Source organism: Bacillus sp. JJ1521, from assembly GCF_036965165.1.
Lineage (GTDB): Bacteria > Bacillota > Bacilli > Bacillales > Bacillaceae_L > Ferdinandcohnia.
In genome coordinates this window covers 1-24,429 of sequence record NZ_JBALOX010000047.1, presented here as the reverse complement: position 1 = coordinate 24,429, position 24,429 = coordinate 1, and the positions used below count along the sequence as shown (strand labels likewise).

Annotated in this window: 26 protein-coding genes; 22 read left to right on the top strand and 4 right to left on the bottom strand. The window is 39.1% G+C overall.

Going from position 1 to position 24,429, the window contains the following annotated elements; translation table 11 throughout:
• Positions 1 to 109 precede the first annotated feature (109 nt).
• The 17 genes from V7147_RS08255 to V7147_RS08175 all read left to right on the top strand — a co-directional run bounded on the left by V7147_RS08255 (position 110) and on the right by V7147_RS08175 (position 16,473).
• Positions 110 to 1,042: a carbohydrate ABC transporter permease gene (locus V7147_RS08255; protein ID WP_335367373.1), complete on the top strand. Its 933-nt coding sequence runs from the start codon at positions 110 to 112 to the stop codon at positions 1,040 to 1,042.
• Positions 1,039 to 1,860, top strand: coding sequence for a carbohydrate ABC transporter permease (locus V7147_RS08250; protein WP_335367372.1), 822 nt, complete (start codon positions 1,039 to 1,041; stop codon positions 1,858 to 1,860). Before V7147_RS08255 ends, V7147_RS08250 begins: the two co-directional genes overlap by 4 nt.
• A gap of 30 nt (positions 1,861 to 1,890) precedes the next feature.
• Positions 1,891 to 4,950, top strand: a complete 3,060-nt coding sequence (locus V7147_RS08245) for a glycoside hydrolase family 2 TIM barrel-domain containing protein (protein ID WP_335367371.1) — start codon at positions 1,891 to 1,893, stop codon at positions 4,948 to 4,950.
• Positions 4,951 to 5,168: 218 nt separating this feature from the next.
• Entirely contained in the window at positions 5,169 to 6,827 is a 1,659-nt protein-coding gene (locus V7147_RS08240; protein ID WP_335367370.1) for an amylo-alpha-1,6-glucosidase, read from the top strand.
• Between the two features lie 84 nt (positions 6,828 to 6,911).
• Positions 6,912 to 7,793, top strand: a complete 882-nt coding sequence (locus V7147_RS08235; protein ID WP_335367369.1) for a DMT family transporter — start codon at positions 6,912 to 6,914, stop codon at positions 7,791 to 7,793.
• 37 nt (positions 7,794 to 7,830) lie between these two features.
• Positions 7,831 to 8,829, top strand: a complete 999-nt coding sequence (locus V7147_RS08230) for a LacI family DNA-binding transcriptional regulator (protein WP_335367368.1) — start codon at positions 7,831 to 7,833, stop codon at positions 8,827 to 8,829.
• A 126-nt stretch (positions 8,830 to 8,955) separates the two neighbouring features.
• Positions 8,956 to 9,072, top strand: a complete 117-nt coding sequence (locus tag V7147_RS08225) for an MHYT domain-containing protein (RefSeq protein WP_335367367.1) — start codon at positions 8,956 to 8,958, stop codon at positions 9,070 to 9,072.
• A gap of 311 nt (positions 9,073 to 9,383) precedes the next feature.
• Positions 9,384 to 10,301 carry a DMT family transporter gene (locus tag V7147_RS08220; protein ID WP_335367366.1) on the top strand — a complete coding sequence of 306 codons (918 nt, stop codon included), beginning with the start codon at positions 9,384 to 9,386 and terminating at the stop codon, positions 10,299 to 10,301.
• A gap of 18 nt (positions 10,302 to 10,319) precedes the next feature.
• The gene (locus V7147_RS08215; RefSeq protein ID WP_335367365.1) at positions 10,320 to 10,514 is read left to right on the top strand and encodes a hypothetical protein; all 195 of its coding nucleotides are present in this window, start codon (positions 10,320 to 10,322) and stop codon (positions 10,512 to 10,514) included.
• Positions 10,515 to 10,634: 120 nt separating this feature from the next.
• Positions 10,635 to 11,474, top strand: coding sequence for a hypothetical protein (locus tag V7147_RS08210; protein WP_335367364.1), 840 nt, complete (start codon positions 10,635 to 10,637; stop codon positions 11,472 to 11,474).
• 187 nt (positions 11,475 to 11,661) lie between these two features.
• Entirely contained in the window at positions 11,662 to 12,423 is a 762-nt protein-coding gene (locus tag V7147_RS08205; protein WP_335367363.1) for an isoprenyl transferase, read from the top strand.
• A gap of 318 nt (positions 12,424 to 12,741) precedes the next feature.
• Positions 12,742 to 13,062, top strand: coding sequence for a PadR family transcriptional regulator (locus V7147_RS08200; protein WP_335367362.1), 321 nt, complete (start codon positions 12,742 to 12,744; stop codon positions 13,060 to 13,062).
• Positions 13,055 to 14,239 carry a DUF2812 domain-containing protein gene (locus V7147_RS08195; protein WP_335367361.1) on the top strand — a complete coding sequence of 395 codons (1,185 nt, stop codon included), beginning with the start codon at positions 13,055 to 13,057 and terminating at the stop codon, positions 14,237 to 14,239. The genes V7147_RS08200 and V7147_RS08195 overlap by 8 nt, the downstream gene beginning before the upstream one ends.
• Positions 14,240 to 14,349: 110 nt before the next feature.
• Complete coding sequence (locus V7147_RS08190) at positions 14,350 to 14,934, top strand: putative ABC transporter permease (protein ID WP_335367360.1); 585 nt, start codon at positions 14,350 to 14,352, stop codon at positions 14,932 to 14,934.
• A 117-nt stretch (positions 14,935 to 15,051) separates the two neighbouring features.
• A complete protein-coding gene (locus V7147_RS08185) occupies positions 15,052 to 15,261 on the top strand; it encodes a helix-turn-helix transcriptional regulator (protein WP_335367359.1) in 210 nt (69 codons plus the stop codon).
• Positions 15,258 to 15,689, top strand: a complete 432-nt coding sequence (locus V7147_RS08180) for a DUF6773 family protein (protein WP_335367358.1) — start codon at positions 15,258 to 15,260, stop codon at positions 15,687 to 15,689. Before V7147_RS08185 ends, V7147_RS08180 begins: the two co-directional genes overlap by 4 nt.
• Positions 15,690 to 15,879: 190 nt before the next feature.
• Positions 15,880 to 16,473, top strand: coding sequence for an NADPH-dependent FMN reductase (locus V7147_RS08175; RefSeq protein WP_335367357.1), 594 nt, complete (start codon positions 15,880 to 15,882; stop codon positions 16,471 to 16,473).
• Between the two features lie 229 nt (positions 16,474 to 16,702).
• Here the strand turns inward: V7147_RS08175 and treR are convergent, their stop codons facing one another.
• Together treR and treP are read right to left on the bottom strand one after the other, a co-directional pair.
• Positions 16,703 to 17,419 carry a trehalose operon repressor gene (treR, locus tag V7147_RS08170; protein ID WP_335367356.1) on the bottom strand — a complete coding sequence of 239 codons (717 nt, stop codon included), beginning with the start codon at positions 17,417 to 17,419 and terminating at the stop codon, positions 16,703 to 16,705.
• Between the two features lie 95 nt (positions 17,420 to 17,514).
• Complete coding sequence (treP, locus tag V7147_RS08165) at positions 17,515 to 18,942, bottom strand: PTS system trehalose-specific EIIBC component (protein ID WP_335367355.1); 1,428 nt, start codon at positions 18,940 to 18,942, stop codon at positions 17,515 to 17,517.
• 216 nt (positions 18,943 to 19,158) lie between these two features.
• On the opposite strand from treP, the gene V7147_RS08160 reads away from it, so the two are divergent.
• A complete protein-coding gene (locus V7147_RS08160) occupies positions 19,159 to 20,292 on the top strand; it encodes a zinc-dependent alcohol dehydrogenase (RefSeq protein WP_335367354.1) in 1,134 nt (377 codons plus the stop codon).
• A 92-nt stretch (positions 20,293 to 20,384) separates the two neighbouring features.
• Positions 20,385 to 21,506, top strand: coding sequence for a M20 metallopeptidase family protein (locus tag V7147_RS08155; RefSeq protein ID WP_335367353.1), 1,122 nt, complete (start codon positions 20,385 to 20,387; stop codon positions 21,504 to 21,506).
• Between the two features lie 82 nt (positions 21,507 to 21,588).
• On the opposite strand, the gene V7147_RS08150 is transcribed toward V7147_RS08155, so the two are convergent.
• Positions 21,589 to 21,999, bottom strand: a complete 411-nt coding sequence (locus V7147_RS08150) for a DUF3021 domain-containing protein (RefSeq protein ID WP_335367352.1) — start codon at positions 21,997 to 21,999, stop codon at positions 21,589 to 21,591.
• Between the two features lie 2 nt (positions 22,000 to 22,001).
• The gene (locus V7147_RS08145) at positions 22,002 to 22,454 is read right to left on the bottom strand and encodes a LytTR family DNA-binding domain-containing protein (RefSeq protein ID WP_335367351.1); all 453 of its coding nucleotides are present in this window, start codon (positions 22,452 to 22,454) and stop codon (positions 22,002 to 22,004) included.
• A gap of 250 nt (positions 22,455 to 22,704) precedes the next feature.
• Between V7147_RS08145 and V7147_RS08140 the strand changes: the two genes are divergently transcribed.
• From V7147_RS08140 to V7147_RS08130, 3 genes are all read left to right on the top strand, one after another.
• A complete protein-coding gene (locus V7147_RS08140; RefSeq protein WP_335367350.1) occupies positions 22,705 to 23,277 on the top strand; it encodes a DJ-1/PfpI family protein in 573 nt (190 codons plus the stop codon).
• 15 nt (positions 23,278 to 23,292) lie between these two features.
• Positions 23,293 to 23,949 carry an MOSC domain-containing protein gene (locus V7147_RS08135; RefSeq protein WP_335367349.1) on the top strand — a complete coding sequence of 219 codons (657 nt, stop codon included), beginning with the start codon at positions 23,293 to 23,295 and terminating at the stop codon, positions 23,947 to 23,949.
• A gap of 65 nt (positions 23,950 to 24,014) precedes the next feature.
• Positions 24,015 to 24,326, top strand: a complete 312-nt coding sequence (locus V7147_RS08130) for a hypothetical protein (RefSeq protein ID WP_335367348.1) — start codon at positions 24,015 to 24,017, stop codon at positions 24,324 to 24,326.
• The last annotated feature ends 103 nt before the right edge of the window (positions 24,327 to 24,429 follow it).

Below are 24,429 nucleotides of genomic sequence, written 5' to 3'. Positions count from 1 at the left end.
CGCTCGTCTTATGCTTGTTGCCGATTAGCGGGCGCCTTGCGCTTTTCTATTGTGGTAAAGCACGATTCGTGCTTTACCCTATTTTCTAATCTGATTAAGGGGTCATCTTATGTTAAATAAAACGAAGAATGCGAATAGCTACCAGCTAGTAAGTAGGAAAGTACCCTATTTATTTATCTTGCCGTGGATCATCGGATTTTTGGTGTTTACCCTAGGGCCACTTGCTTTCTCGTTAGTCATGAGCTTTTTTAATTGGCCGATTACAAGTGCGCCAACGTTTGTGGGAATCGAAAACTATAAAACGATGTTCACTGGCGACCCACAATTTTATAAATCGTTAATCATTACATTCAAATTTGCCGCGATTTTTGTACCGTTAAACTTGGCTATCGCCCTAATCCTAGCACTCCTCATTACTCAACCATTAAAAGGAATGAAAATTTTCCGTACCATTTTCTATTTACCTGCGGTTGTTTCCGGAGTTGCGATTTCGATTATTTGGGGCTGGATTTTCAACTCTGAATATGGGATTTTAAACTACATCCTATCATTAATTGGCATTGACGGACCAAGATGGCTTGTGGATCCGAAGTGGGCAATCCTGACAATCGTAATTGCGAGTGCCTGGGGTGTCGGAACGATGATGCTCATTTTTTATACCGACATAAAAGGAATTCCGGCAGAATTATATGAAGCAGCAGCCATCGATGGCGCGGGTCCTTTCCGTCAGTTTTTTAGCATTACAATCCCAAGTATCACACCAACTATTTTATTCAATGTGATTACATCGGTAATCGCCGCACTGCAACAATTAACACTCGTCTTACTTTTAACCGGTGGCGGACCGTTAAAATCAACCTATTTCTACGGACTATACGTGTATAACAACGCGTTTAAACACCACCAATTAGGATATGCGAGTGCAAACGCATGGTTTATGTTTATCGTGATTTTACTCTTAACGGCGTTAATCTTTAAATCATCATCCACATGGGTATTTTACGAAAACGAAGTGAAAAAAGAAGGGAAGAAGAAAAAATGAGAATGTCAAAGAAATCTAAAATCATCATGTATAGCCTTCTTGGATTATTCTCACTTTACTTTCTACTACCTTTTGTGTGGGTAATCTTTTCTGCGTTAAAAACAGAGGCTGAGGTGTTTAGCTTCCCGCCAAAGATTTTCCCGGATGTACCACAGTGGGGAAACTTTGTTGATGCTTGGAGGAGCCAGCCGTTTGGCACATATTTTAAAAACTCAGTGATAGTAACCGTCATGACAACTTTAGGTCAATTGATTTCTTGTTCCTTAGTTGCATACGGTTTTGCAAGATATGATTTTAAGTATAAAAATGTACTCTTCGTCCTATTGCTTGCAACGATGATGATTCCTTGGGACGTAACAATGATTCCGTTATATATGGAATTCAATATGTTCGGATGGATCAACACATTAAAACCATTAATTGTCCCAGCGTTTTTTGGATCAGCATACTTTATCTTTTTATTAAGACAATTCCTAATGAATATACCGAAAGATATTGAAAATGCAGCAAGAATTGATGGAGCAAACGAATTCCAGATTTTCTTTAAAATATTCCTACCGATAATGAGAGCACCACTTATCTTAATCGCAGTATTAAATATTTTAACAGTTTGGAACGATTACTTAGGTCCATTAATTTACCTGCAGGATCAATCAAAATATACATTGGCACTAGGACTTGCAGCGTTTAAAGGAGTTCATGACCTTCAAATTCTGCCAATTATGTCTATTACATTAGTCATGATTATTCCACCAGTAATCGTGTTCCTATTTGCACAAAAATATATTGTTGAAGGAACTAGCGGTTCAATTAAGTAAGTTCAACATAGAGTGACGGAGGAAGATAAAATGCGACGTGAAATGAAAAGATGGGAGAATATCCACCAGACGGGGATCAATAGACTCCCTGCCCATACCGATTTTTACAGATACGATACAAAAGAGAAAGCAACAACATTTAATAGAGAAAAAAGTATTGGATATACATTGCTTGATGGTGTATGGAAGTTCTTATTTGTAGATGCACCAGAGCTATCACCAAAGGGGTTTGAAGCGGAGGACTTCACAATCGAAGCATTAGACGATATGGAGGTTCCATCGAGTTGGCAAATCAAGGGGTATGGCAACATGCATTACACAGATGTATTGTACCCATTTGCTATCAACCCTCCATTTGTCCCGCAGGAAAATCCAACTGGGATCTATTTTAGAGAGCTAGAGGTTTCAAATCTAGCAGACAACGAAGCCCTGATTTTAAAATTCAATGGGGTCGATTCTGCATTTGATTTATATGTGAACGGAGAGCATGTCGGCTACAGCAAGGTTTCCAGAGTACCATCTGAATTTGACATCACCGAGTATGTAAAAGAAGGCAGCAACCGACTAACAGTAAGAGTGTATCAGTTCTCTGATGGCACTTACTTGGAAGACCAGGATATGTGGTGGCTATCAGGGATTTTCAGAAGTGTCGAGCTCTTTAAAATCAATAAAGACACTCTCCAGGATGTGTATGTTGAAACACTCCCTGATGAAAACTATGAAAATTTCACCTTAAATATTGGTGGTGCATTTTTATCTGACCATGTAAAAGGATTAATCGCTACGCTTTACCATCGAGGTGAAAAAGTAGTTAAATTTGAAATTGAAGTAGTTGACGGTGAATTTGATTCTAATAGATTAGTAGAAAAGCCGCTTTTATGGAATGCGGAGGAACCAAATCTTTATCAATTAGTATTTGAATATTGCTTGCCAAATGGTGACCAAGAAATCGTGCCACTTCGAGTTGGTTTCCGTGCAATCGAGGTGATCGACAACGAAATCCGTGTCAACGGAAAACGCATTTTCTTTAATGGGGTTAACCGTCACGATGCACATCCGAAGACAGGAAGAACCGTAAGCTACGAGGATATGCTTCAAGATATTAAGCTGATGAAGCAGCATAATATCAATGCGGTACGTTCAGCTCACTATCCAAATAATGATGTGTTCTATGATTTATGTGATGAGTACGGCCTATACGTCATTAATGAAGCAGACCTTGAGTGCCACGGCTTTGAAAACACAGGCAATTATAATTGGATTTCTGACAATGAGCTATGGGAAAAACAATATGTGGATCGTGCTGTTCGAATGGTTAAAAGGGACCGCAACCACCCAAGTATCATCATGTGGTCACTAGGAAATGAGTCAGGTGCTGGCAGAAACTTCACTGCGATGTATAACGCCATCAAGGCAATTGATTCAACTAGATTAGTACATTACGAAGGTGACAGGGTAGCAGCGTATAGTGATGTTTACACAACGATGTACACTCGCTTAAAGCCACTTGAAGAAATCGGCAAAAATGCTGAGGGCAAGAAACCTCATATTTTATGTGAGTACGGTCATGCAATGGGTAACGGACCTGGTGGCTTAACTGAGTACCAACAAGTGATGAGAAAGTACCCTAGATTACAGGGTGGCTTTATTTGGGAATGGTGTGACCATGGAATCGAAGTGACGAACGAAAATGGCGAAACTTACTATCTATATGGCGGGGATTACGGCGACTTCCCGACAAACGGAAACTTCTGTATTGACGGACTTGTATTCCCAGATCGAACTCCATCACCGGGACTTATTGAATACAAAAAAGTAATTGAGCCGATTGTAACGGAAGAAGTAAACCAAACTGAAGGAAAAATCCATGTGAAAAATTTATACGATTTTAAAAACCTAAGCGGAATCGTCCTCCATATTGAAGTAAAATCCTTCGGTGTGCTTATCGAAGAAAAAGAAATGAAGTTACCGAGCATCCAAGCACATGAAGGAGCAGAAATTGTTTTACCTGTCGACCTTAAGAAGGCAGCTCAGCACGACGATGTCCGCATTTACCTAAGCTACCGTGAAGCAGAAGATACACTTTACGCAGAAAAAGGGCATGAGATTACAAAGGAAAGCTTTTTACTAGAATCAACTAAACTTGAAAAAGTAGTGAAAGCTGTCGCTTCAACAGGATCTGAATTTGTAATCGAGGACGAAGCATCTCAGCTTACAATTGAAAACGATACGTTCAAGGCTGTTTTCTCTAACGTGTATGGAACACTTGAATCCTTCGAATCTGAAGGGGAAGAAATCATTAACAAAGGCCCTGAAGTAACACTTTGGAGAGCGATCATCGACAATGATATGTATAAAAAGGATGACTGGATTAACAAATACTTCCTTAAAAATACAAAAGAACAACTAGGCGAGGTATCATACGAAGTGTCTGAAGACCATGTTGATGTTGTCATTACAAAGTATTTATCAACTGTTAACCAAGCATGGGGCTTCAACTTAACATACAACTACCGCATCACGAATAATGGTGCACTAAATGTGGACTTAAAAGGTGAAAAAGTCCTACGTGGCATCGAAATTCCTGAAATGCTGCCGCGAATCGGGGTAACGATGCATTTAAATGAGGATTACAACAATGTCACTTGGTATGGTCGCGGAGATTCTGAATCCTACCAGGATACGAAACGCAGCCAACCAATTGGACTATACAGCAAGACAGTTCAAGAAATGCATACGGATTATGTTTACCCACAGGAAAATGGTTCACGAACCGATAGCTCTTTCCTAGCTGTAGCAAAAGGTGAGAACGCATATCTCATTAATTTTAAAGAAGAGCATGACTTCACGATTCACGATTATGAGACAAGTGCTGTAGAAGAGGCAAAGCACCGCGGTAAAATCGAAAAGTCACCATTCAATGTGTTGACAATTGATTACAAGCAAAGTGGTGTCGGAAGCAACAGCTGTGGGGAGGAACAACTACCTCCATATCGAACAGTAATTGAGGACTTCCGCCTTCAATTTGAAATAAGAAAGATTGAAACGGTTAACCTAGTAGAAGAGAGCAAATTTTTTACAGGTCGTTAAGTGATAAGCAGGGGAAACCCTGCTTATTATGTAGTACGCCCATAATAGGATGTTCAAAAAGTCACCAAATGATAAACTTCGAATCATGGCGTCACTCTGTCTCTCCGGTCCTCACGTATAAAAATCATACGCTTCGGTCCTTGAGACACGAATTCCTTGGTCTTCTCGCCTCTGATTCGTCGACTTTTTGAACACACGTTATAAAGGAGAAATAGTCTATGAAATTAGATATTCAAGAAATCCCTTTTTCTAGATTTGGTTCCTATTTTTGTGTATCACAGGAAAAGGATTCTAAAGAAATTTATATACGAGATGTTCATGGTGGGGATGACGCACCATCAAAGCTTTTCAAATTTGACCTATTACAGGACGGCGTTGAAAAAAAGTTTGAGATTCTCGCAACGGAAACATCCTTGCGCTTTTATTTAGTTGAGGATTTAGAAAAATATGCCGAGATCATCATCCCAGAAGAGGATGAGCTGCATATTAGGGTAAATGAGGTAGAAGTCAGGTTGCAGGCGAGCAAAGTGAAATACGATACCTTGCATGAATATGAAGACGGAATGTATGAATATCACATCTATCCTAAGGAATTAAAGCTGATGATTAGCAAGCTTTCCGGAGACATGTCGGTTAAAGCGCCGTGGAATGTGATTGGCAATGATTTTATCGACATTCGCATGAGTAATGGCCACTTTGTCATCGAAAGCTACCGTACTGTTTTCAAGCCAAAGGAATATGCAAGTTTTAAAGCAGGAAAAGAAAAGGTCGAAAAACTCTATCAAGAGTGGGTAGAAAATCTCACCGAGAAAAATGAAATTTATCAGGCTTCTATCGACCGTGCGGCATACATCACCTGGTCAAGTGTCGTTCATCCACATGGTCTGTTAAAAAATTACGCGATGTATATGTCAAAGCTTTGGATGTATAACATTTGGTCTTGGGACAACTGCTTTAACGCCTTGAATCTTGGTGCCGAATATCCAGAGCTTGCTTATTCACAGCTTAAAATCTTTATAGATACACAGGATGAATCAGGGGCATATCCTGATTTTGTGAATGACAAATTTGTATCCTATAACTGTATTAAACCCCCAATTTTCGCATATGTTTATGAAAAACTGATGGATAAAAACGATTATTTTAAGGATGAAAGCCGTCTTAGAGAGGTTTATGAGTCTACTAAAAAAGTCTTGCAGTATTTTGATTCATATCGAACCTATGACGGCAGACTTCCACATTACAAGCACGGAAACGATTCAGGCTGGGATAATTCATCATTATTTCATCGCGGTATGCCAGTAGAAGCACCGGATCTCGCAAGCTTTTTAATCAGAACGTATGATATTTTAACGAAATTTGCGGGCATTCTTGGAGAGGAAGCGGAAGCGAAACAATTCACAGAAAAAGCGGATGCACTGTTTGCCCTTTTAATGGAGCGACTTCATGACAAGGATGGCTTCTTTGGTCGAGTTGGCAAAGACGCTGAAAAAATTGATATTCGCTCAAGTTTGATTTTACGTTTACCTGTATTAATCGGGTATCGCCTCGATAAAAAAGAGATGGACCAACTTGTAAATGACCTTGTCGAAAACTTCGAAACGAAATACGGATTTGCAACTGAAATGCCATCAAGTCCATTTTATAAGGAAAATGGCTACTGGCTAGGACCAATTTGGGCCCCGGTTACTTATCTTTTTGTTGATTCATTAAAAAGTTTTGGATACAGTGAAATTGGAGAAAGAATTCGAGAGAAATACGTAGATCTTACACTTGTTGGCGGGATGGCAGAAAACTTCGACCCGCATAATGGAACAGGGCTTGTCGATACCTCGTTTACGTGGACATCCAGTGTTTTTCTCCAATTCATGAGATAAGGGGACAGGTACTACACTGTCCCACGAATCTAAAAAACGGGATGAGGGACCTGACTTTGGGTCCCACAATAGGTGGAGGATTACATGAGGAAATATATAGGGGAACTAGGTCTTACAATTGTAGCTATTATTTGGGGAAGCGGGTTTGTCGCTAGTGCGGTGGCGCTTGATCATTACACACCGTATCAGATCCTTGCGATCCGTTTCCTCATTGGTGTTATTTTGTTAAGTCTTGTCTTCTTTAAGAAACTAAAACATATCAAAAAAAGTACGATCATTAAAGGTGCGGTGCTCGGAATCTTTCTATATCTGGCATTTGCCCTGCAAACCGTCGGGTTAGTCTATACCACACCATCGAAAAATGCTTTTTTAACGGCGGTGAATGTGGTCATTGTTCCACTTATTGCATTTTTTATCTATAAACGAAAAATGGATAAGTTTGAATTAATGGGAGCTTTAATGGCAATTATCGGTGTGGGTGTGTTATCACTGAAGCTGTCGGGAGGCGTCAATTTCGGAGATTTCCTTACTTTATTATGTGCAGTTGGATTTGCATTCCATATTTTCTACACAGCACAATTTGTTAAGGATGAAGACCCGGTGTTGCTAACGGTCATCCAAATGGCAGCAGCCACCGTTTTAGGGTTTATCGTCGTTCTCTTTAAAGGCGAAACCAATTTTGCAGCGAGCTTTGAAGGGGTATCTGCGGTTCTGTACTTAGGCGTATTTTCAACAACCATCGCGTTTTTAATGCAGACAGTCGCACAGAAATTCACAACTGAAACAAATGCAGCCATCATTTTATCAACAGAGGCATTCTGGGGTATGGTCTTCTCTGTTATCATTTTAAGCGAGGTTTTAACATTTAAAATGATCATCGGAGCAATCCTAATCCTTGTGGCAATACTCATTTCAGAAACAAAACTGAAATTTATTAAGAAGAAAAGATACAAAGAAGCATTGTAGAATGAATGACAATAGAAGTATAAAGTGGGTATGAAAAATGGCGACGATTAAAGATATAGCTGATTTAGCACAGGTTTCCAATGCAACCGTCTCTCGAGTGTTGAACTATGATGAAACATTAAATGTGGCACCAGAGACAAGAAAGCGGATATTTGAAGCGGCCGAGGAACTTAACTATGTCATCACCTCGAAAAAGAAAAAAGAGAAAAAGAAAGGGGTAGTGGGACTCTATTATTCTTATTCACTAGAAGAGGAATTGGTGGACACCTATTATCTTTCGATTCGGGTCGCGTTAGAAAAGAAGCTTGAAAGCATGGGGATGGAAATCGTTAAAATAACGAAAGACGACAGCAAGAGAAGTTTTTCAAAAATGGACGGAATCATCTGCCTTGGAACCTTTAAAAAGGCAGAAATTGAATTGATCAAGAGCTTCGACAAGCCATCGGTGTTTGTGGATGCAAACCCAGATGAGGACCATTTTGATGCTGTGGTTATTGACTTTAACTCGGCAACGAAAAAAGCGCTTAATTATTTGGTCGACTTAGGTCATCAAAACATTGGCTTTATCGGCGGTGTCGAAACTGATATGTATGGCAATCGCTTCAAGGACTTACGACAGGATGTCTTTGAATCGTATTTAATGGAAAAAGGAATTTATAACGAGGAATTCGTCAAAATTGGCGGTTATAATCCAAAGGATGGTTACCAAATCCTTAAGGAAATGCTAAGTCAAAAAGAAAAGCCGACCGCCATATTTGTAGCCAACGATTCGATTGCAGTCGGCTGCTACAAGGCGGCCTATGAACTAGGCGTCAAGATTCCAGAGGACCTTAGCATCGTTGGCTTTAATGATGTATCCTCAGCGCAATACATGGTGCCACCGCTCACGACAGTTAAGTTGTACACGGAAATTATGGGAGAATCCGCGGTTGACTTACTGCTCGAGCGTATTGCAACCAAGCGTGAAATCTGTAAAAAACTAACCATTCACACAAAGCTCATCGTTAGGGGCAGTGCGGCGAAGGTAAAAGAATAAGTCAGGAAACCACGAGACAGACTCGTGGTTTTTTTAGTAGAAATGAATGTATTTCCCCTGTTAATCCATCCAAATAATAGGGTAGTGACAGCACTGAAGTAAATCCGTAGAAAAGGTGTTTTCCACATGTTGTTTTCTTCTCAAGATAGCTATACAACGGAGTATCATTTATGGCTTGTTGTTCTGTCCGTATTGATCGGTATTTTTACCTCCTATTTTGCACTTCATCTACTTGCAGTGTAGCTCTTTACGAAACTACTTGGCCAGACGAAGGTCAATTAACAAAGGCAAGGTCTGTTGTGTTCTTTTTGAAAACTCAGTAACTTTTGCCTGAAGAGTCAGGAGTGCTGTATCCAAGATAAGGGATGCTCCAACAAGATCTATGATTTAGGTGGAGAGGTTCACATACCTATAAGATAAGGGACAAAAGCTGAGCAAAGTCGTTTGTTTAGCTTTTATTAATTTTGTGCGTGTTCAAAAAGGAGTATATTCCCTTTCCAAGTCTTTTAAACTTTGGTAACATATTGGCAATACATGAATCGGAGGAGCTGCTTGTGAACAAAAAAATGGCGGGGCTTTCCATTGCAGCAGGTGCGTCATTATGGGGGATTATCGGCTTATTTGTAAGCAATCTGTATGCAATAGGTTTTACGCCATTACAGGTTGTAGCGGTGAGAGCGGTCGCAGCCTCCATTTTTCTGATCACCTATACCCTAATAAAAAATCCAAAAGCGTTCAAAATCAAAATACCAGACAGCAAATACTTTATTGGTACAGGAATCATAAGTATTGTCTTGTTTAACTGGTGCATGTTCGTCGCAATTGAGGAAACCTCAATTTCGGTTGCTGCCATTCTGCTTTATACGGCACCAGCTTTCGTCACGATTTTTGCTAGAATTCTATTTAAAGAGAAACTGACGATACGAAAAATACTAGCACTTGTTGTTACAATTATGGGCTGTGCCTTTGTCGTAGGGGTCCTTCCGAACTTTTCAGACACGATCTCACTCTTCGGGCTAGTTGTAGGGATCGGTTCCGGTTTTTTTTACGCTCTTTATAGTATCTTTGGTAAGTTTGCACTTGAAAAATATGATTCACTTACTGTCACGGTGTATACGTTTATTTTTGCTGCAGTCGCAGTGACACCGTTTAGTGGAATCTGGTCTGCGCCGAATTTGTTTATAGAACTCAAATCATGGTTATACATAGTAGGTCTCAGCCTTCTATCAACAATGCTCGCATTTATCCTATATACAAAAGGATTACAGTATATTGAATCTAGCAGGGCCTCCATTATTGCAACAATTGAACCGGTAGTTGCCGCTATCATTGGCTTTTTTATCTTCCAGGAAACGTTGCAAATGTGGCAATATGTCGGGATTATTATGGTGATTGCTGCCTTAATCATTGTTCAAGAAAAAAGTGATAGCTTACCGAAAAATTCTTTAGTAAAAAATGAGTCATCTTTATAATTGAGGTGAATTTGAAATATGACCTTTGCAATTGTATTTGTAATTATCCTTGGAATCGCAGCATTAATTGGAACAATGGCGATCGCAGGAAAAGGCGATGCAAACTATCGCGAAAAAACGAAGCGAAACAGCATTAACCTAACAGTGATCTATACCGTGGTTATCCTGCTCTCATTGATTGCTGTTGGAATCTATATTTGGCGATATGCGTAAAAAATCCTTTAAAGTGTCCTATGATATAGGCGCTTTTTTTGTTTCACCCATGTCGATAAAATGAAGAAGTCTTACACCTTTCCTATAGTTGCCCATAAACTGAATCCAGGGTGATTAACAATGCGAAATCAGAATCAAAAGGACATAACATCATATCATCAAAAGTATTTTCGTCCATCTTGCTTGAAAGCTTTAAATTTAAAATTTAACAATTGGAAATTCTGGACTCCTTTTTATGATAAAACGCATGACCAAATCCAGCTACCTCCAGAATTGACGAGGACACCAGAGGATACCCTTATCAATTATTTTAGTATTTTGCGTGATGCTGCTAATCCCGGGGGAAGGAGTTGTGGTTCTATCGGTCAGGGGCAACTTCCTTTTCCAATTGCCTATAATTTTTTGTCAAAAGCATATCAAAATAAACTAAGCTATGAAAAATATCTGGATTTATTTGAAGGAATCGGACATACAAGTTTGCTAAAGCTACGTAGGGTGCCAGATGAGAAACGGGGAATTAGATTCTTCTATGAAATTGAAACAATTGAAATACCAAAGAACGCGTTGGTCGAGCATTTTGGCTATTCATATGGATTTATTCAGCTTGAACACGAAAAAGAAGGCTTTCGAATTTCCGATTTGACTAAGGTTGGAGAGGATTTTCTATGTGCCCCTTATCATGGATGGGATCATGATGGGGAATCAGTAGTAGGGATCAAATTTGGAGAATGGTGCAAAATGATTCAACATATGTACCCAACGTTGAAAAACGGATATGTTAAAAACATTTGCTTTCAAAGTCATGATGGATCGGATTACTGTATCACTTTTTTTACATTAACGAATGGAACTGACGTAGAAATAGCACAATTTAACAAAGTAGGAAATAATCCGTGGAAGCAGGTTCACATAAGGCCAGAAGAAGACTGTTTACCTAAAGATGTGCATGAAAATAAATAAAAGTTTAAAGGCGTGCATTTAATCTAAATGAATCCACGTTTTTTTATTGTGGAAAACAATATAAAGGGAATGAAAATAAATAATAATTTATTGAAATTCGATAAATAATATGTTAAATTTAATGGGAAACGGTGACAGGTACATCGTCCCGTAAGGACGGGAATACAACATTACAAGGAGAAATACAATGTCAATGAAAATTCCTTTTTTTAATCATAAACAATTGAACCAATCCTTCCAGTATTCGGAACATGATACACCGGAGCACATAGCAATCGTAATGGATGGAAACGGTCGCTGGGCTAAGAAGCGGGGCCTCCCCAGAGTTGCAGGTCATAAAGCAGGGGTATCAACTGTTGTAAAAATTGTGAAGGCTGCGGTCAAGATTAATGTGAAGGTTTTGACCCTTTATACGTTTTCCACAGAAAACTGGAAACGTCCAAAGGCTGAGGTAGAGACTATATTGAGACTTCCTAAAGAGTTTCTTCATCTTTATCTCCCAGAGCTTATATCCAACAATGTGAGGATTGAGGCAATTGGCGATATGGGAAGTCTTCCTGCCCATACACGTGAAGCCATCCAATTTGCAATCGATCGCACCCGGGACAATGACGGCCTTCAATTAAATTTTGCACTGAACTATGGGGGCAGAAGTGAAATATTGAATGCTATGAAAGAAATGTTCACGGATATGAACAATTCGAAATTGTCGCTTGATGAATTGGACGAACAGCAGGTTTCAAAGTATCTATATACAGCCGGTCTACCAGACCCTGACCTACTCATTCGTACCGGTGGGGAAAAACGCCTAAGTAATTTTCTGCTCTGGCAGCTGGCCTATACGGAGTTCTGGTTTACCGATGTACTCTGGCCAGATTTCTCTGAAAAGGAATTTCTACAAGCGTTGGAAGAATACCGGCAACGAAAGAGAAGGTATGGCGGAATATAAAGTAGACAATAAATAAAATGTAGCAGCAAAAGACTAGGGGAATATAAATCCTAGTCTTTTTGTTTTGCTAAAAGGCAGAGTTTTGGGGATATCGGACAGGGCTAAAAATTTATCGGACGATTCTTTTAATATATCGGACATTAATCTGAATATATCAGACAAACCCAATATTATTGTTCGGAAACGATCATCTCAATTGACTGTATTTTGTTATTTACTTTCGATATTTTATAAAGTATTATTATGTTATGCGATATATCGTGACACGTAATATCGAGAGACATAATAGCTTCGAGAACGAAAGAAGGGATGTAAGGAATGGCATATAATGGGGGACCGATGACGGAAGCGATGTATTATGTATTACTAGCGTTAATGCATCCTAACCACGGTTATCAGCTCATGCAGGCAATTACTGAAGTATCAAATGGCAGAGTTAAAATGGGTCCAGGGACTCTTTATGGGGTGCTGGCACGGATGCAAAAGGACGGTCTTATTTCATTAGCAGAAGATGATGGCAGAAGAAAGACCTATGAAATTACATCAGATGGAGAACAGGCATTAAGAGAGGAATATAGTCGATTGAATTCCATGATACAGGATGGAAATATTTTAGAGGCAGGTGATCGAAATGAGTAGGACTGTGCGAAAAATTCGTCCAAGTGATTATTGGCGAATCGGTGAGCATGAAAGCTGGTTTGCTGACATGGCAGCGAAGGGATTCCATTTTAAAAAAATGGGGATTCATTTTGCTCATTTTGTAAAAGGTGAACCGAAACAAATGAGATATAGAATCGATGTTTCAATGAAAAGAAAAATGATACCCGAACAGATTGAGATGTACGCAGAAGGCGGATGGGATTATGTAACGGGCTATCAAGGTTTCCATGTGTTTTCATCACCAGCGGAGCGTGAGGCACCAGAACTACATACGGACCCTGCCGAGCAATCCTATACATTAAATGCACTGGATAAAAAATTAGCCTCAAATGCACGTTTCGTAGTTGTTGCAATGATTTTAATCATTGGCATGACATCTTCGATTTGGTTTCTGGATGGTACACCAACTTATCATTTAGTTGAGGGGTCAGTTATTATACAAACAATTTTGTCCATCATCCTTGGATATCAGGCGTATAACTCCTTAATAGCAGCCATCTCGATACGTGCTTTACGAAAAAAATTGATTGAAGGAAAACCGATTGATCATCATGCTCCATGGAAGAAGCACCATCGAATAAATTCGGTAATCGCTTTTCTTTTTATGATGGTTGCTGGATTTACCGCCATAATTCCATTCATACAAATTGTTAAAATGGATACGAAAACATTGCCAGAAGGAAGTCTAAACCTGCCGATTGTAAGATTAGCAGATGTAGATCAGAACCCTGCTTTAGTGCGTGCGGAGTCTGAGTGGATAGACGATGTAGATTGGGGCAATAGCTATACAACAAACTGGAGCCCTTTTGCACCTGCTCAATATGACGTAAGTGAAAATGGGGTGGTACCTGGCGAAACGTGGAAAGATGGGAGTAGTGAGTATTCGCCAAGTATACATACAAAATATTATCAACTAAGTATCCCGGCTATGGCGGATAATCTGATCTCAGATTTAATAAAAAGATATAATTATGAATATAGTTTGGAAGATTATGTTGAAACAAAGCATCCATATTTTGATTCTTTAATCATTCTTGAGAAAGAGGAGGTTAAAGTAGTTTTTGCTTACAAAGGAAAAGTTGTCATCTATGTTAGTTATTATGGCAATGAAGATATTAATTCGGTAGTGAAAGCCATAGAAGAAAAGATTAACTAATTCTATTAAACTAACAAGTTTTAGGTGAAAAAATTGAATCTGAAAAAAGGTATATTTAACCAGAAATGAGCAAATCCTATTTGGGAATATAATCCCGAGGTGATTTGTAAGTGTTGCAGAGTTTAGTAAGTGGTTTTGAGTTCGAAATGCCTGTGCTTTTATCCTGGGATGGGGCCATGGCTGTCGTCTTTTTCTTCACCATCTATTCCTTTTTTGGCTGGCTATTAGAAAACAGCTATAACTATGCCAGGAAACGAGTGTTTTTTAAGGATAATTTTTTCTTCGGACCATTTAAGCCTATGTATGGATTCGCGCCCCTTTTACTAATCTTTTTGATAGGAAAAGATATGCATTGGTCAATAGTGCTGTTACTTTGCTTTCTAATTCCAACAATAGTGGAGTATTGCAGCGGATTCCTTCTTGAGTGGTTTTTTGGCCGAAAATGGTGGGACTATTCCGGACATAAGTGGCAGCTCCAGGGACATATTTGTTTTTCGTATTCGGTTTGTTGGATTGCATTATCCTTAGCATGCATACTGTTTATTCATCCCGGGCTCATCGCCCTTTATAGTGCAATCGGAAGCTATTGGGCATGGATCTGGCCAACGGTTGCCCTGTATTTTCTTGGTGAATTCCTATTTGCGATTAGAAGGCATATGCCTGAAAAATTACGTGCCGGAAATCCAATTCAGTAATTCATTTTTAGATCGAATCGTAATGATTTGGTCTTTTTTTATAAAGTTGAATGTAATATATATATTGCATATTGTAATGTATATGTTACAATTAGAAGTAAGGAGGGTTGACATCATTTGGAAAACAAGGTGAAGATCGCTCGTATTCAAGTTGGTTTAACCCAGCAACAATTAGCAGAAAAGATTGGGGTCACCCGCCAAACGATTAGTTTAATTGAAAAAGGAAAATACAATCCAACCTTAAAATTATGTCTAGATATTTGCTATGCCGTTAATCAATCATTAGATGAACTATTTTGGGTTGAAAAGGGGAGTGGCAACAAATGAAAAAGATTAAAGATGAACGTTTGATTTTGAAAAACCTAAAGAATGTCCGGACTGCGTATATTTTTCAAACGATGGGAATTATCGGAATATTGGGTTATGATTTAATTACAAAAGGGATCGAGGGGATGAGGCAAAACCCATTATGGATCGTTTTCATGATTACTACCATTGTTTTGTTATATCTCTCAATGAGCATTGGCGTAGACCATGAAAGTGAAGAAAAGTCGCCCAAAAAAGGTACTATCATCTCTCTTATTGTATTAACAGCTATTTCAATTGTTATTGGAGTGGCGGTAAATTTCACAGATGGGTTTGGAGCCTCTGATGGCTTTATTTTTGGAGGTATCATTTTTATTTGTGGACTAATTCCAATCCTATATATTCATTATCTGAGAACAAAACGACAAGAAGAAAATTTGGATGATTAGTGACGCTTAGCTCAATCTAAGCGTTTTTATTTTTGGGAAATTAGTCCCTTTAAAAATTTATGAGTCTATGTATTGACAAGAAGATAATTATCATGTATATTTATCTTGAAGTTAAGATAAATACTTCTGAGATAAAGAGATTAAAGGTATTTTACAAAAAATTCCTTTAATATAAAAAAGGAGAGTAATCATGGGTTTATTAGATAAACTTTTTGGTAATCAACAAAAGGAGGAAGAAACAATGTCAAACGAAAAGTTAAACATTGGTATTATTTTAGGTAGTACTCGCCAAGGACGCGTAAGTCCACAAGTTGGAGCATGGGTGAAGGAAATCGCTGATAAGCGTGGAGACGCTAACTACGAAATCGTAGATATCGCGGACTTCAAATTACCATTCTTAGGTGAAGCAGATGCACCTGGAATTGCTGCTTGGAACGAAAAATTAGCTAACCTTGATGGATTCGTATTCATCGTTCAAGAATATAACCACTCAATCACTGGTGCATTGAAAAATGCTCTAGACCTAGCTCGTGAAGCTTGGAACAACAAAGCTGCTGGTATCGTAAGCTACGGTTCAACTGGTGGTGCACGTGCTGCTGAACACTTACGTGGAATCATGGGTGAATTAATGATCGCGGACGTTCGTACACATCCAACACTTTCATTATTCACTGACTTCGAAAACGGAGCAGATTTCAAACCACAAGCACTACACCTAGACAACGTTAACTTAATGTTAGACCAAGTAGTATCTTGGAGCGGAGCATTAAAAACAGTTCGCTAATTATACAAAAACAGGATGGAACCCTTAATTGGGCCATCCTGTTTTTATTTTTCGGTCGTTAACTAGGGGATTGCGCTTTAAATTTGAATAATTGCGTTTTAGTGGGGGGAATTGCGCTTTAAACGGTATAATTGCGCTTTAATCAATATACTTGCGCTATAGCCGAGTTAGTTGCAGCTTTCACCCAAGTTATTGCGCATACCCAAAGACCAGTGCATTCCAATCCCCGCTACACATGCGTCCTCCTTGCAAAATCCACAAACCTGAATTTGTCGGGTCTGTGGCGTGACTCGGTATATTGAAACAAACTGGCATTATCTAGATACACGTAGTTTTTGATGACCACGACATTATGAAAACCATCCAAATCAAGGAGTTCGCGGTCCTCATCGGTCGGGTCCACAACTGTGATCTCTTTCTTGGCAAAACTAATTGCAAGCTGCAGCTCATTTTCCAAATACGCATAAATCGAATCCTCACAAATCTCCTTTGTGAGCTCGGGAACGTACTTACGCGAAATAAAATCCTTGTCCAAAATGATTTTCTCTCCGCCCATTTCCCTTGTACGAACTACCTTCCAAATTAGTTCTTTACCTGAAAGCTGTAGCTGCTGTTTAATATACGTATCCGGTTTTCCAACTGTCAACTCGTGCACTTTTGTCCGCGGCTTATCCCCCATTTTCTCAGCGAGCTCCTTAAAGCTTACAAGCCCGGAAACCGGAAAATCAAACTTGTTCACATCAATTACAATCGAGCCTTTACCTTTCATCTTTTGAATATAGCCATTTTGTGAAAGAAGGTTCAGCGCCTTACGAATTGTTTCGCGCGAAGTATTGTATGTGTCCTTTAATTCATTTTCAGAAGGCAGAAGGCTATTCGCCTTAATGTTACCGCTTTTAATTTCATCTACTAAATCACTATAGATTGTTATATACTTGTTGTTCATGGAGAATCCCCAATCAATGTTTAAATATTTTAAATTCTATTTTACCGCTTTAACGCCAAAAAAGGGAGAGGAATTTTTTTCCTCTCCCTTCTATATTACTTTTTCCCGAAAGAAATTTTGCCAACATTTGCTTTTGCGAAGATGATAGTTAAAATAAATGGAATGACTATTGCAACTAGCATCGAAATCGCAAACATTAAATAGTGTCCTGATTTGATGGATAGAATTCCAGGAAGGCCACCAACCCCAATTGAGTTCGCCATTACGCCGCTACCCACTGAGATGATTGCTGCAACCATCGAACCAAGCATCGCAGCTAAGAACGGGAAGCCGTATTTTAAGTTAATACCGAACATTGCTGGCTCTGTTACACCGAGATAACAAGAAATACATGCCGGGATAGAAACTTGTTTTTCTTCTTCATTTTTACGGTTAATATAAATCATTGCTAGAACAGCAGAACCTTGGGCAATATTGGATAAGGCAATCATTGGCCATAGGTTTGTCCCTTGAAATTCACTCATCAATTGAAGGTCAATCGCGTTTGTCATATGGTGTAGACCAGTGATAACAAGTGGTGCGTAGGCAAATCCAAAGACTGCTGCAAATAACCAGCCAAATGCTGAAGTTAAGCTTGAATATACTACGTTAGAAATCCCAGAACCAATTGTCCAACCGATTGGTCCAAGAATGGTATGTGCAATTAATACAGTAGGAACTAATGCAAAAAAAGGAACAATAATCATTGAAATCGCATTTGGCGAAATCTTACGGAAGAAACGCTCTAAATAAACAAGTACAAAACCTGCTAAAATAGCCGGGATAACTTGTGCTTGGTACCCAATCATTTCAATCTGTGCAAATCCAAAATCCCAAACTGGAATTTGATCCGCATTTGCAACTCCATATGCGTTCAACAATTGCGGAGATACAAGCGTAATACCTAAAATAATTCCAAGGATTTGTGAGGTTCCCATCTTACGAGTGATGGACCATGTAATTGCAACAGGTAGGAAGTGGAAGACCGCTTCACCAATTAGCCAAAGGAACGCATGAACTCCTGCCCAAAACTGGGAGACTTCAACGATGGTTTTTGTACCATCGTCAAGTAATTTAATGTCACCTATCACATTTCGGAAACCTAAAATTAGACCTCCGACAACAAGTGCTGGAATAATCGGTGTAAAAATGTCCGCTAAATGCCCCATCATGCGTTGGAGCCAGTTCATATTTTGCTTCGCAGCTACCTTTGCTTCTTCCTTACTTGATTCTTCAACACCAGCGTGCTTCACGAACTCATTATAAAAAGTAGAAACTTCATTACCAACAATGACTTGGAATTGACCGGCCTGTGTGAAAGTCCCTTTAACTAGACCAATTTCTTCAATCTTTTCTATATCGGCGTTTTTCGGATCGTTTAAAACGAAGCGCATTCTTGTTGCGCAATGTGTAACTGCTGCGACATTTTCTTTACCACCAATGTGTTCAAGTAATTCCTTCGCAGGATCAGTGTACTTACTCATTATTTTTCCCCCTAACTCTTTAACATGTCGAATCTTGTATATACATGTCGTGTTTACGTTTTCAGTTTAACTTGTATATACAAGTATGTCAATTATTTTTTCTTATCTTTATTAAGCTTTACAAATAAAGGATTTTTATGCCAATCCAACCTAAGTATAACTTCCTTCACGTTACAAAAAATAATCTGAAAACCAACTCATAAGTGGAGTGTAAAAATGAAGGCTGTTACGTATCAAAATCCATATAAGGTTGAAGTCAAAGAAGTGGATGATCCCAAAATCATCAAAAAGGATGATGTCATTGTACGTATTACATCCACTGCGATTTGCGGCTCTGACCTCCATTTATATCAAGGGAATATTCCACTACCAGATGGATATGTGATTGGTCATGAACCGATGGGTATTGTCGAAGAAACAGGTCCCGAAGTCACACATGTTAAAAAAGGGGATCGAGTTGTTGTTCCTTTTAATGTAGCTTGTGGAAAGTGTTATTATTGTGAGCATGAATTGGAAAGCCAATGCGATAATTCGAATCCGCATTATGATTCAGGTGGCTATTTTGGTTACTCGGAAAAATATGGTGACCACCCAGGGGGCCAAGCGGAATACCTAAGAGTTCCATTTGGAAACTTTACACCTTTTAAAATTCCAGAGTCATGCGAATTAGAGGACGAAGCTTTGCTCTTTTTAAGTGACGTACTTCCAACTGCCTATTGGAGTGTAGTGAACGCAGGAGTGAAGAAAGGTGACACCGTTATTATCCTTGGTTGTGGTCCGATTGGTTTAATGGCGCAAAAATTCGCCTGGATGAAGGGAGCAAAGCGGGTCATCGCGGTAGACTATATCGGATATCGCATGGATCATGCAAAAGCGACAAATAAAGTAGAAGTGTTTGATTTTACAAAGCACGATGACATGGGAGAGCATCTAAAAGAAATTACGAGTGGTGGAGCCGATGTTGTCATTGATTGTGTAGGAATGGATGGGAAAAAATCACCGCTAGAACTTATCGAGCAAAAGTTGAAGCTACAAGGTGGAACACTTGGCCCGATTCAGATTTCAACAAAGGCTGTTCGAAAAGGCGGCACGGTCCAACTAACTGGAGTGTACGGATCGAATTATAATATGTTTCCACTTGGAGCATTTTTTGTTCGTAATATTACATTAAAAATGGGTCAAGCCCCCGTTGTTCATTTCATGCCAGAACTGTACAAAAAAATCGTTAACAATGAATTTGACCCAACCGACATTATTACTCACAAGCTGTCACTGGATGAAGCAAGCCACGGCTATAAAATTTTCAATGGCCGCGATGATGATTGCATAAAGGTTGTTTTAAAGCCATAACAAATTATTCGACAAGTGCCACGCTTGTCGATTTTTTTATGATATGCACTCCTGATAAATTTAGTAAAATGGAATAAATAGGAGTGATCTCGATGGATAAGAAAAATCTTAAACTGGCGATTCAGTTACGTCATGAATTACATATGCATCCAGAATTGTCCTATCAGGAAGTGTGGACGAAACAGCATTTAATCGCTTTTCTAAAATTACATACGACAAACTTAGACATTGTTGATAAGGGGAAATATTTTTATGCGAAATATACAGCAGGTGAGGATCAACCCACTATTGCATTTCGCGCGGATTTTGATGCTCTCCCAATCCCTGAAACTATTGACCTTCCGTGGAAATCGAATGTCCCAGGTGTTTCTCATAAATGTGGCCACGACGGACATTCTGCTACGCTTGCTGGATTTGCACTTGAAGTAGATCAGAAGGGTGCGGATAAAAATATCATTTTCCTCTTCCAACATGCTGAGGAGACAGGCCAAGGTGCTATTGAGTGCGCTGAAGTAATAAATGAAGAACAAATCGATGAAATTTATGGTTGTCATAATATGTCAGGAATTGAATTCAATGCCGTACATGTGATTGATGGTACAGCCCATTGTTCCTCAAAAGGGATGTCCATTGAAATGGTCGGTTCACCTGCACATGCAAGTCAACCGGAAGATGGGATTAATCCTTCATTTGCCATGGCTAGAATTATTGAGGCCTTACCTGAGTTATCCGCTCAAGAAAAGTACGAAGGTCTCGTTCTGTGCACGATTATTCAGGTCGATATCGGTTCTGAGAATTATGGAATTGCAGCCCATAGAGGGGTAATACGATTAACAATCCGTGCTGAAAAAGAAGCGGAATTAAACAAGCTTCAGCAACGTATCGAAGCTCTCGCGACCCAACTAGGGACAGAGCAAGGCATTAAGGTTCATTTTTACTACCAGGATGAATTTCCGGAAACCGTCAATCATAAGGAATCGGTTGATAAAGTACGCAAAGTTGCAACAGCCAAAGGATTTCCATTACGTGAACTAACCACACCATACCGTGCATCAGAAGACTATGGACATTATTTAAAGTTTGTAAAGGGTGCCTATTTTTATATAGGAAACGGTGAAAAGCATCCACAAATCCACACTTATGAATATGATTTCCGCGATGAAATCATTGAAACGGGGGTAGAAATGTTTAAAGGTCTTGTGGGGATGGAGTAATTGAGGTCGATCCATATGAAAAAAGGCATTAACTCTCTGTAGATTAATGCCTTAGGGGATTTGCCTATAGCAGCCAGTGAAATCATAGTTTCTTTAAATCGGCGTTTAGTTTCCTTGCTTGATTTTTGAAGTAAAGATAAAAGGCGGTCCAAAAGATTGCATAGACAATTATGGTGATGACGATTGTTAATAAAATCCCTTGTATTGAAAATGGGATCCATCCAATCGTAAACGCCAAAATTAGGTAAAGAATCAGTACCGTTAAAAAGTGAAGAATTGTTTGCTGGTAAAGCTTCAATTGTCTAATTTCAAAGTACGAAGGGGCGACTGTAAAAAACCATCCACAAAGAATACAACCGATAGAGTTCTTGAAAAATATGCTCCCTACTATCATTTCGATACCGCCGAAGAGGTATAATAAATTAGTGGTAAGCACCGCAACAAAGCTGCCGAAGAAAATCCCTAGCATACTACGAAATAACATTTTTTTCATTTTCATTTCCTCCTATTTAATTTTAATGCTGCTTTTATCACCGGTACATAGGTGCGGGAGACATATTCCTTTTTTCCGGATTTGAAATATACACAGAGTGTCCCGTTGAATGAGGCTTCAAAACGGCTTAATTCATGCAAATTGGCAATCACTGATTTCGAGAGGCGGATAAATTTAGAAGAAGGAAGCATAGCCTCGAGCTCATATAACTTTTCTTTTAATATAAAAGAATCTGTCCCTGTTACGGCGGCAACCTGTTCGTTTTCGGTATGAAAATAGTGAATTTCAGCTGGTTTTAGAATATGCTGCATTTCACCCTTTCTTCCAATGATAAACTGATGCTCTTTTTCGTGAATAAAATCAATTAGCTCCTTAATGTTTTCACCAACATTCGGGGCTTCGATGGTAATCCTTGCTTCCTTAAACGCTTTATCAATATTTAAAAATAGCTTCAAATTTCAGACACCTCGTTTCACATAAAGTATAATTGATCCGTCTTCTTCCATTACCTCCCATACTGTATTTCTATTTTTATTGTAAGAAGAATTTCCTTTTATGTCTGGATAATTCCGGTAAGAGGCGGAAAATAGCGGGTAAGGCGCTTAAAGTAACCAGTCACTTCACATGATTAAGGTATTTCAAATAGAATCCTAGGAGGGAATTGTTTCAACCTTGTTGAATTTATACAGTAAGGGGTGCTTTTTTATGAAAAAAATATTACTCGCGATTTATGATTCTTTTTCCGAGTTTGAGATAACTGTGACAACTGCGATGCTCAGGGGAACACATCAGATCGTAACAGTTGCGGATTCGCTAAAAATGATTACGGGCGAATCTGGCCTTCAATTTATGCCGCATTTGATGTATCAACAGGTGGACCCGACGGAGTATGAGGGGATTATCATTCCTGGGGGAGACCTGATTAATGTTAAGGACACGGAAGAACTGTTTGAACTCACAAACATCTTTTACAAACAAAATAAAGTAACTGCAGCTATTTGCAGTGGTACATATGTATTAGCAAGAGCGGAAGTACTCGAAGACAAACCATATACAGTCACTCTTCATCAGGAGCAGCGAAACTTTTTAGGTTGTTTTGAAGAGGAACATTTCCGATATGAACCGGTCGTGCGGACAGGACATGTGATCACCGCCCAAGGTCATGCCTATGTTGATTTTGCACTTGCTATTGCCGAACAGCTTGGGGCACTAAACCATCCTGAATTCACGAAAGAGTTTTATAAGGGGCAACGAAATCGGTTGATGGAAGGACAGTAGGAAGGGGAAACAGCTATGATAATCGAAATCAAGAATTTTTCAATTGGACTACCTAAACAAATGACGTATGGAAATAATGAGGAAATGATAACAGGGATTCGCAAACAGGCCGTGGAAGAGGCATTTTTGACAAAAGACGGATTCCGTGGGGATGGGGTTGCCGATTTAAAGCATCATGGTGGTCCTGACCGGGCAGTTTGCATATATCCGTATGAACATTATGCAATGTGGCAAAGTGAATTTTTAGTGCAGCTTCCACTTCCGACTTTTGGTGAGAACTTAACTCTCACAAATATGGAGGAAAAAGATGTGTGTATCGGTGATGTTTACCGGGTTGGGGATGCTTTCATTCAAATCACTCAAGGTCGAATTCCATGCAGCACGATTACAAAAAGGACCAACAATCCTTATCTTCTAAAAATGATGGTTCAAACTGGATTTACTGGATTCTTGGGGCGTGTTTTAAAAGAAGGCATGGTACGAAAGGATTCTACTATTATAGTAGAAGAGCGAAATCCAAAGCAGGTTTCAATCCTTGAGGCGAATGAAATCTATTTTAAGAGACCAAGGGATATTGAGGGAATACAAAAGATTTTAGCAGTCGAAGAATTGGCTGATGAGTGGAGGACCATGCTAAATGAGCGGTTAACGAGACTAGAAGCTCGCCATTAATTTTTTGAAACCTTTTATGGAAAAATTCGTAAAAAGGGTAACAAGTTAATCGGGGAGTGAAAAAGGTGAAAAACATTTACTGCGAAAAATGTTCGGCAGAAATTACGGATAAAAGCAATCTTGTGATCACAACGTATTTTCTCGCTGTTAAGACTTATCATGATCACTGTTATTCAAAAACGTTAAAAAGCTGGGAAACGATATTCTTAGGGAATGAGCCAATAAACGGAACGTCAGGAAATGTGAAAGCAATCCTTGCATTTGTATTGGCTATGATTCTATTTCTAAGCCCTTATGCGCTTCTAGGGGTTGTTATCTTATACATTCCACTAATGAGGTTATATGCTTGGTACTCGATTGAACGGCAGCTAGGGTAGCTTTTGGGGGGGAAGTTGTTTATTTAATAAAGAAAAATAGATTGCAAGTGAAGACTCAGGCTAAGAGTCTGGTATGGGGAAAAGTTCTTCATAAGGTCGATGA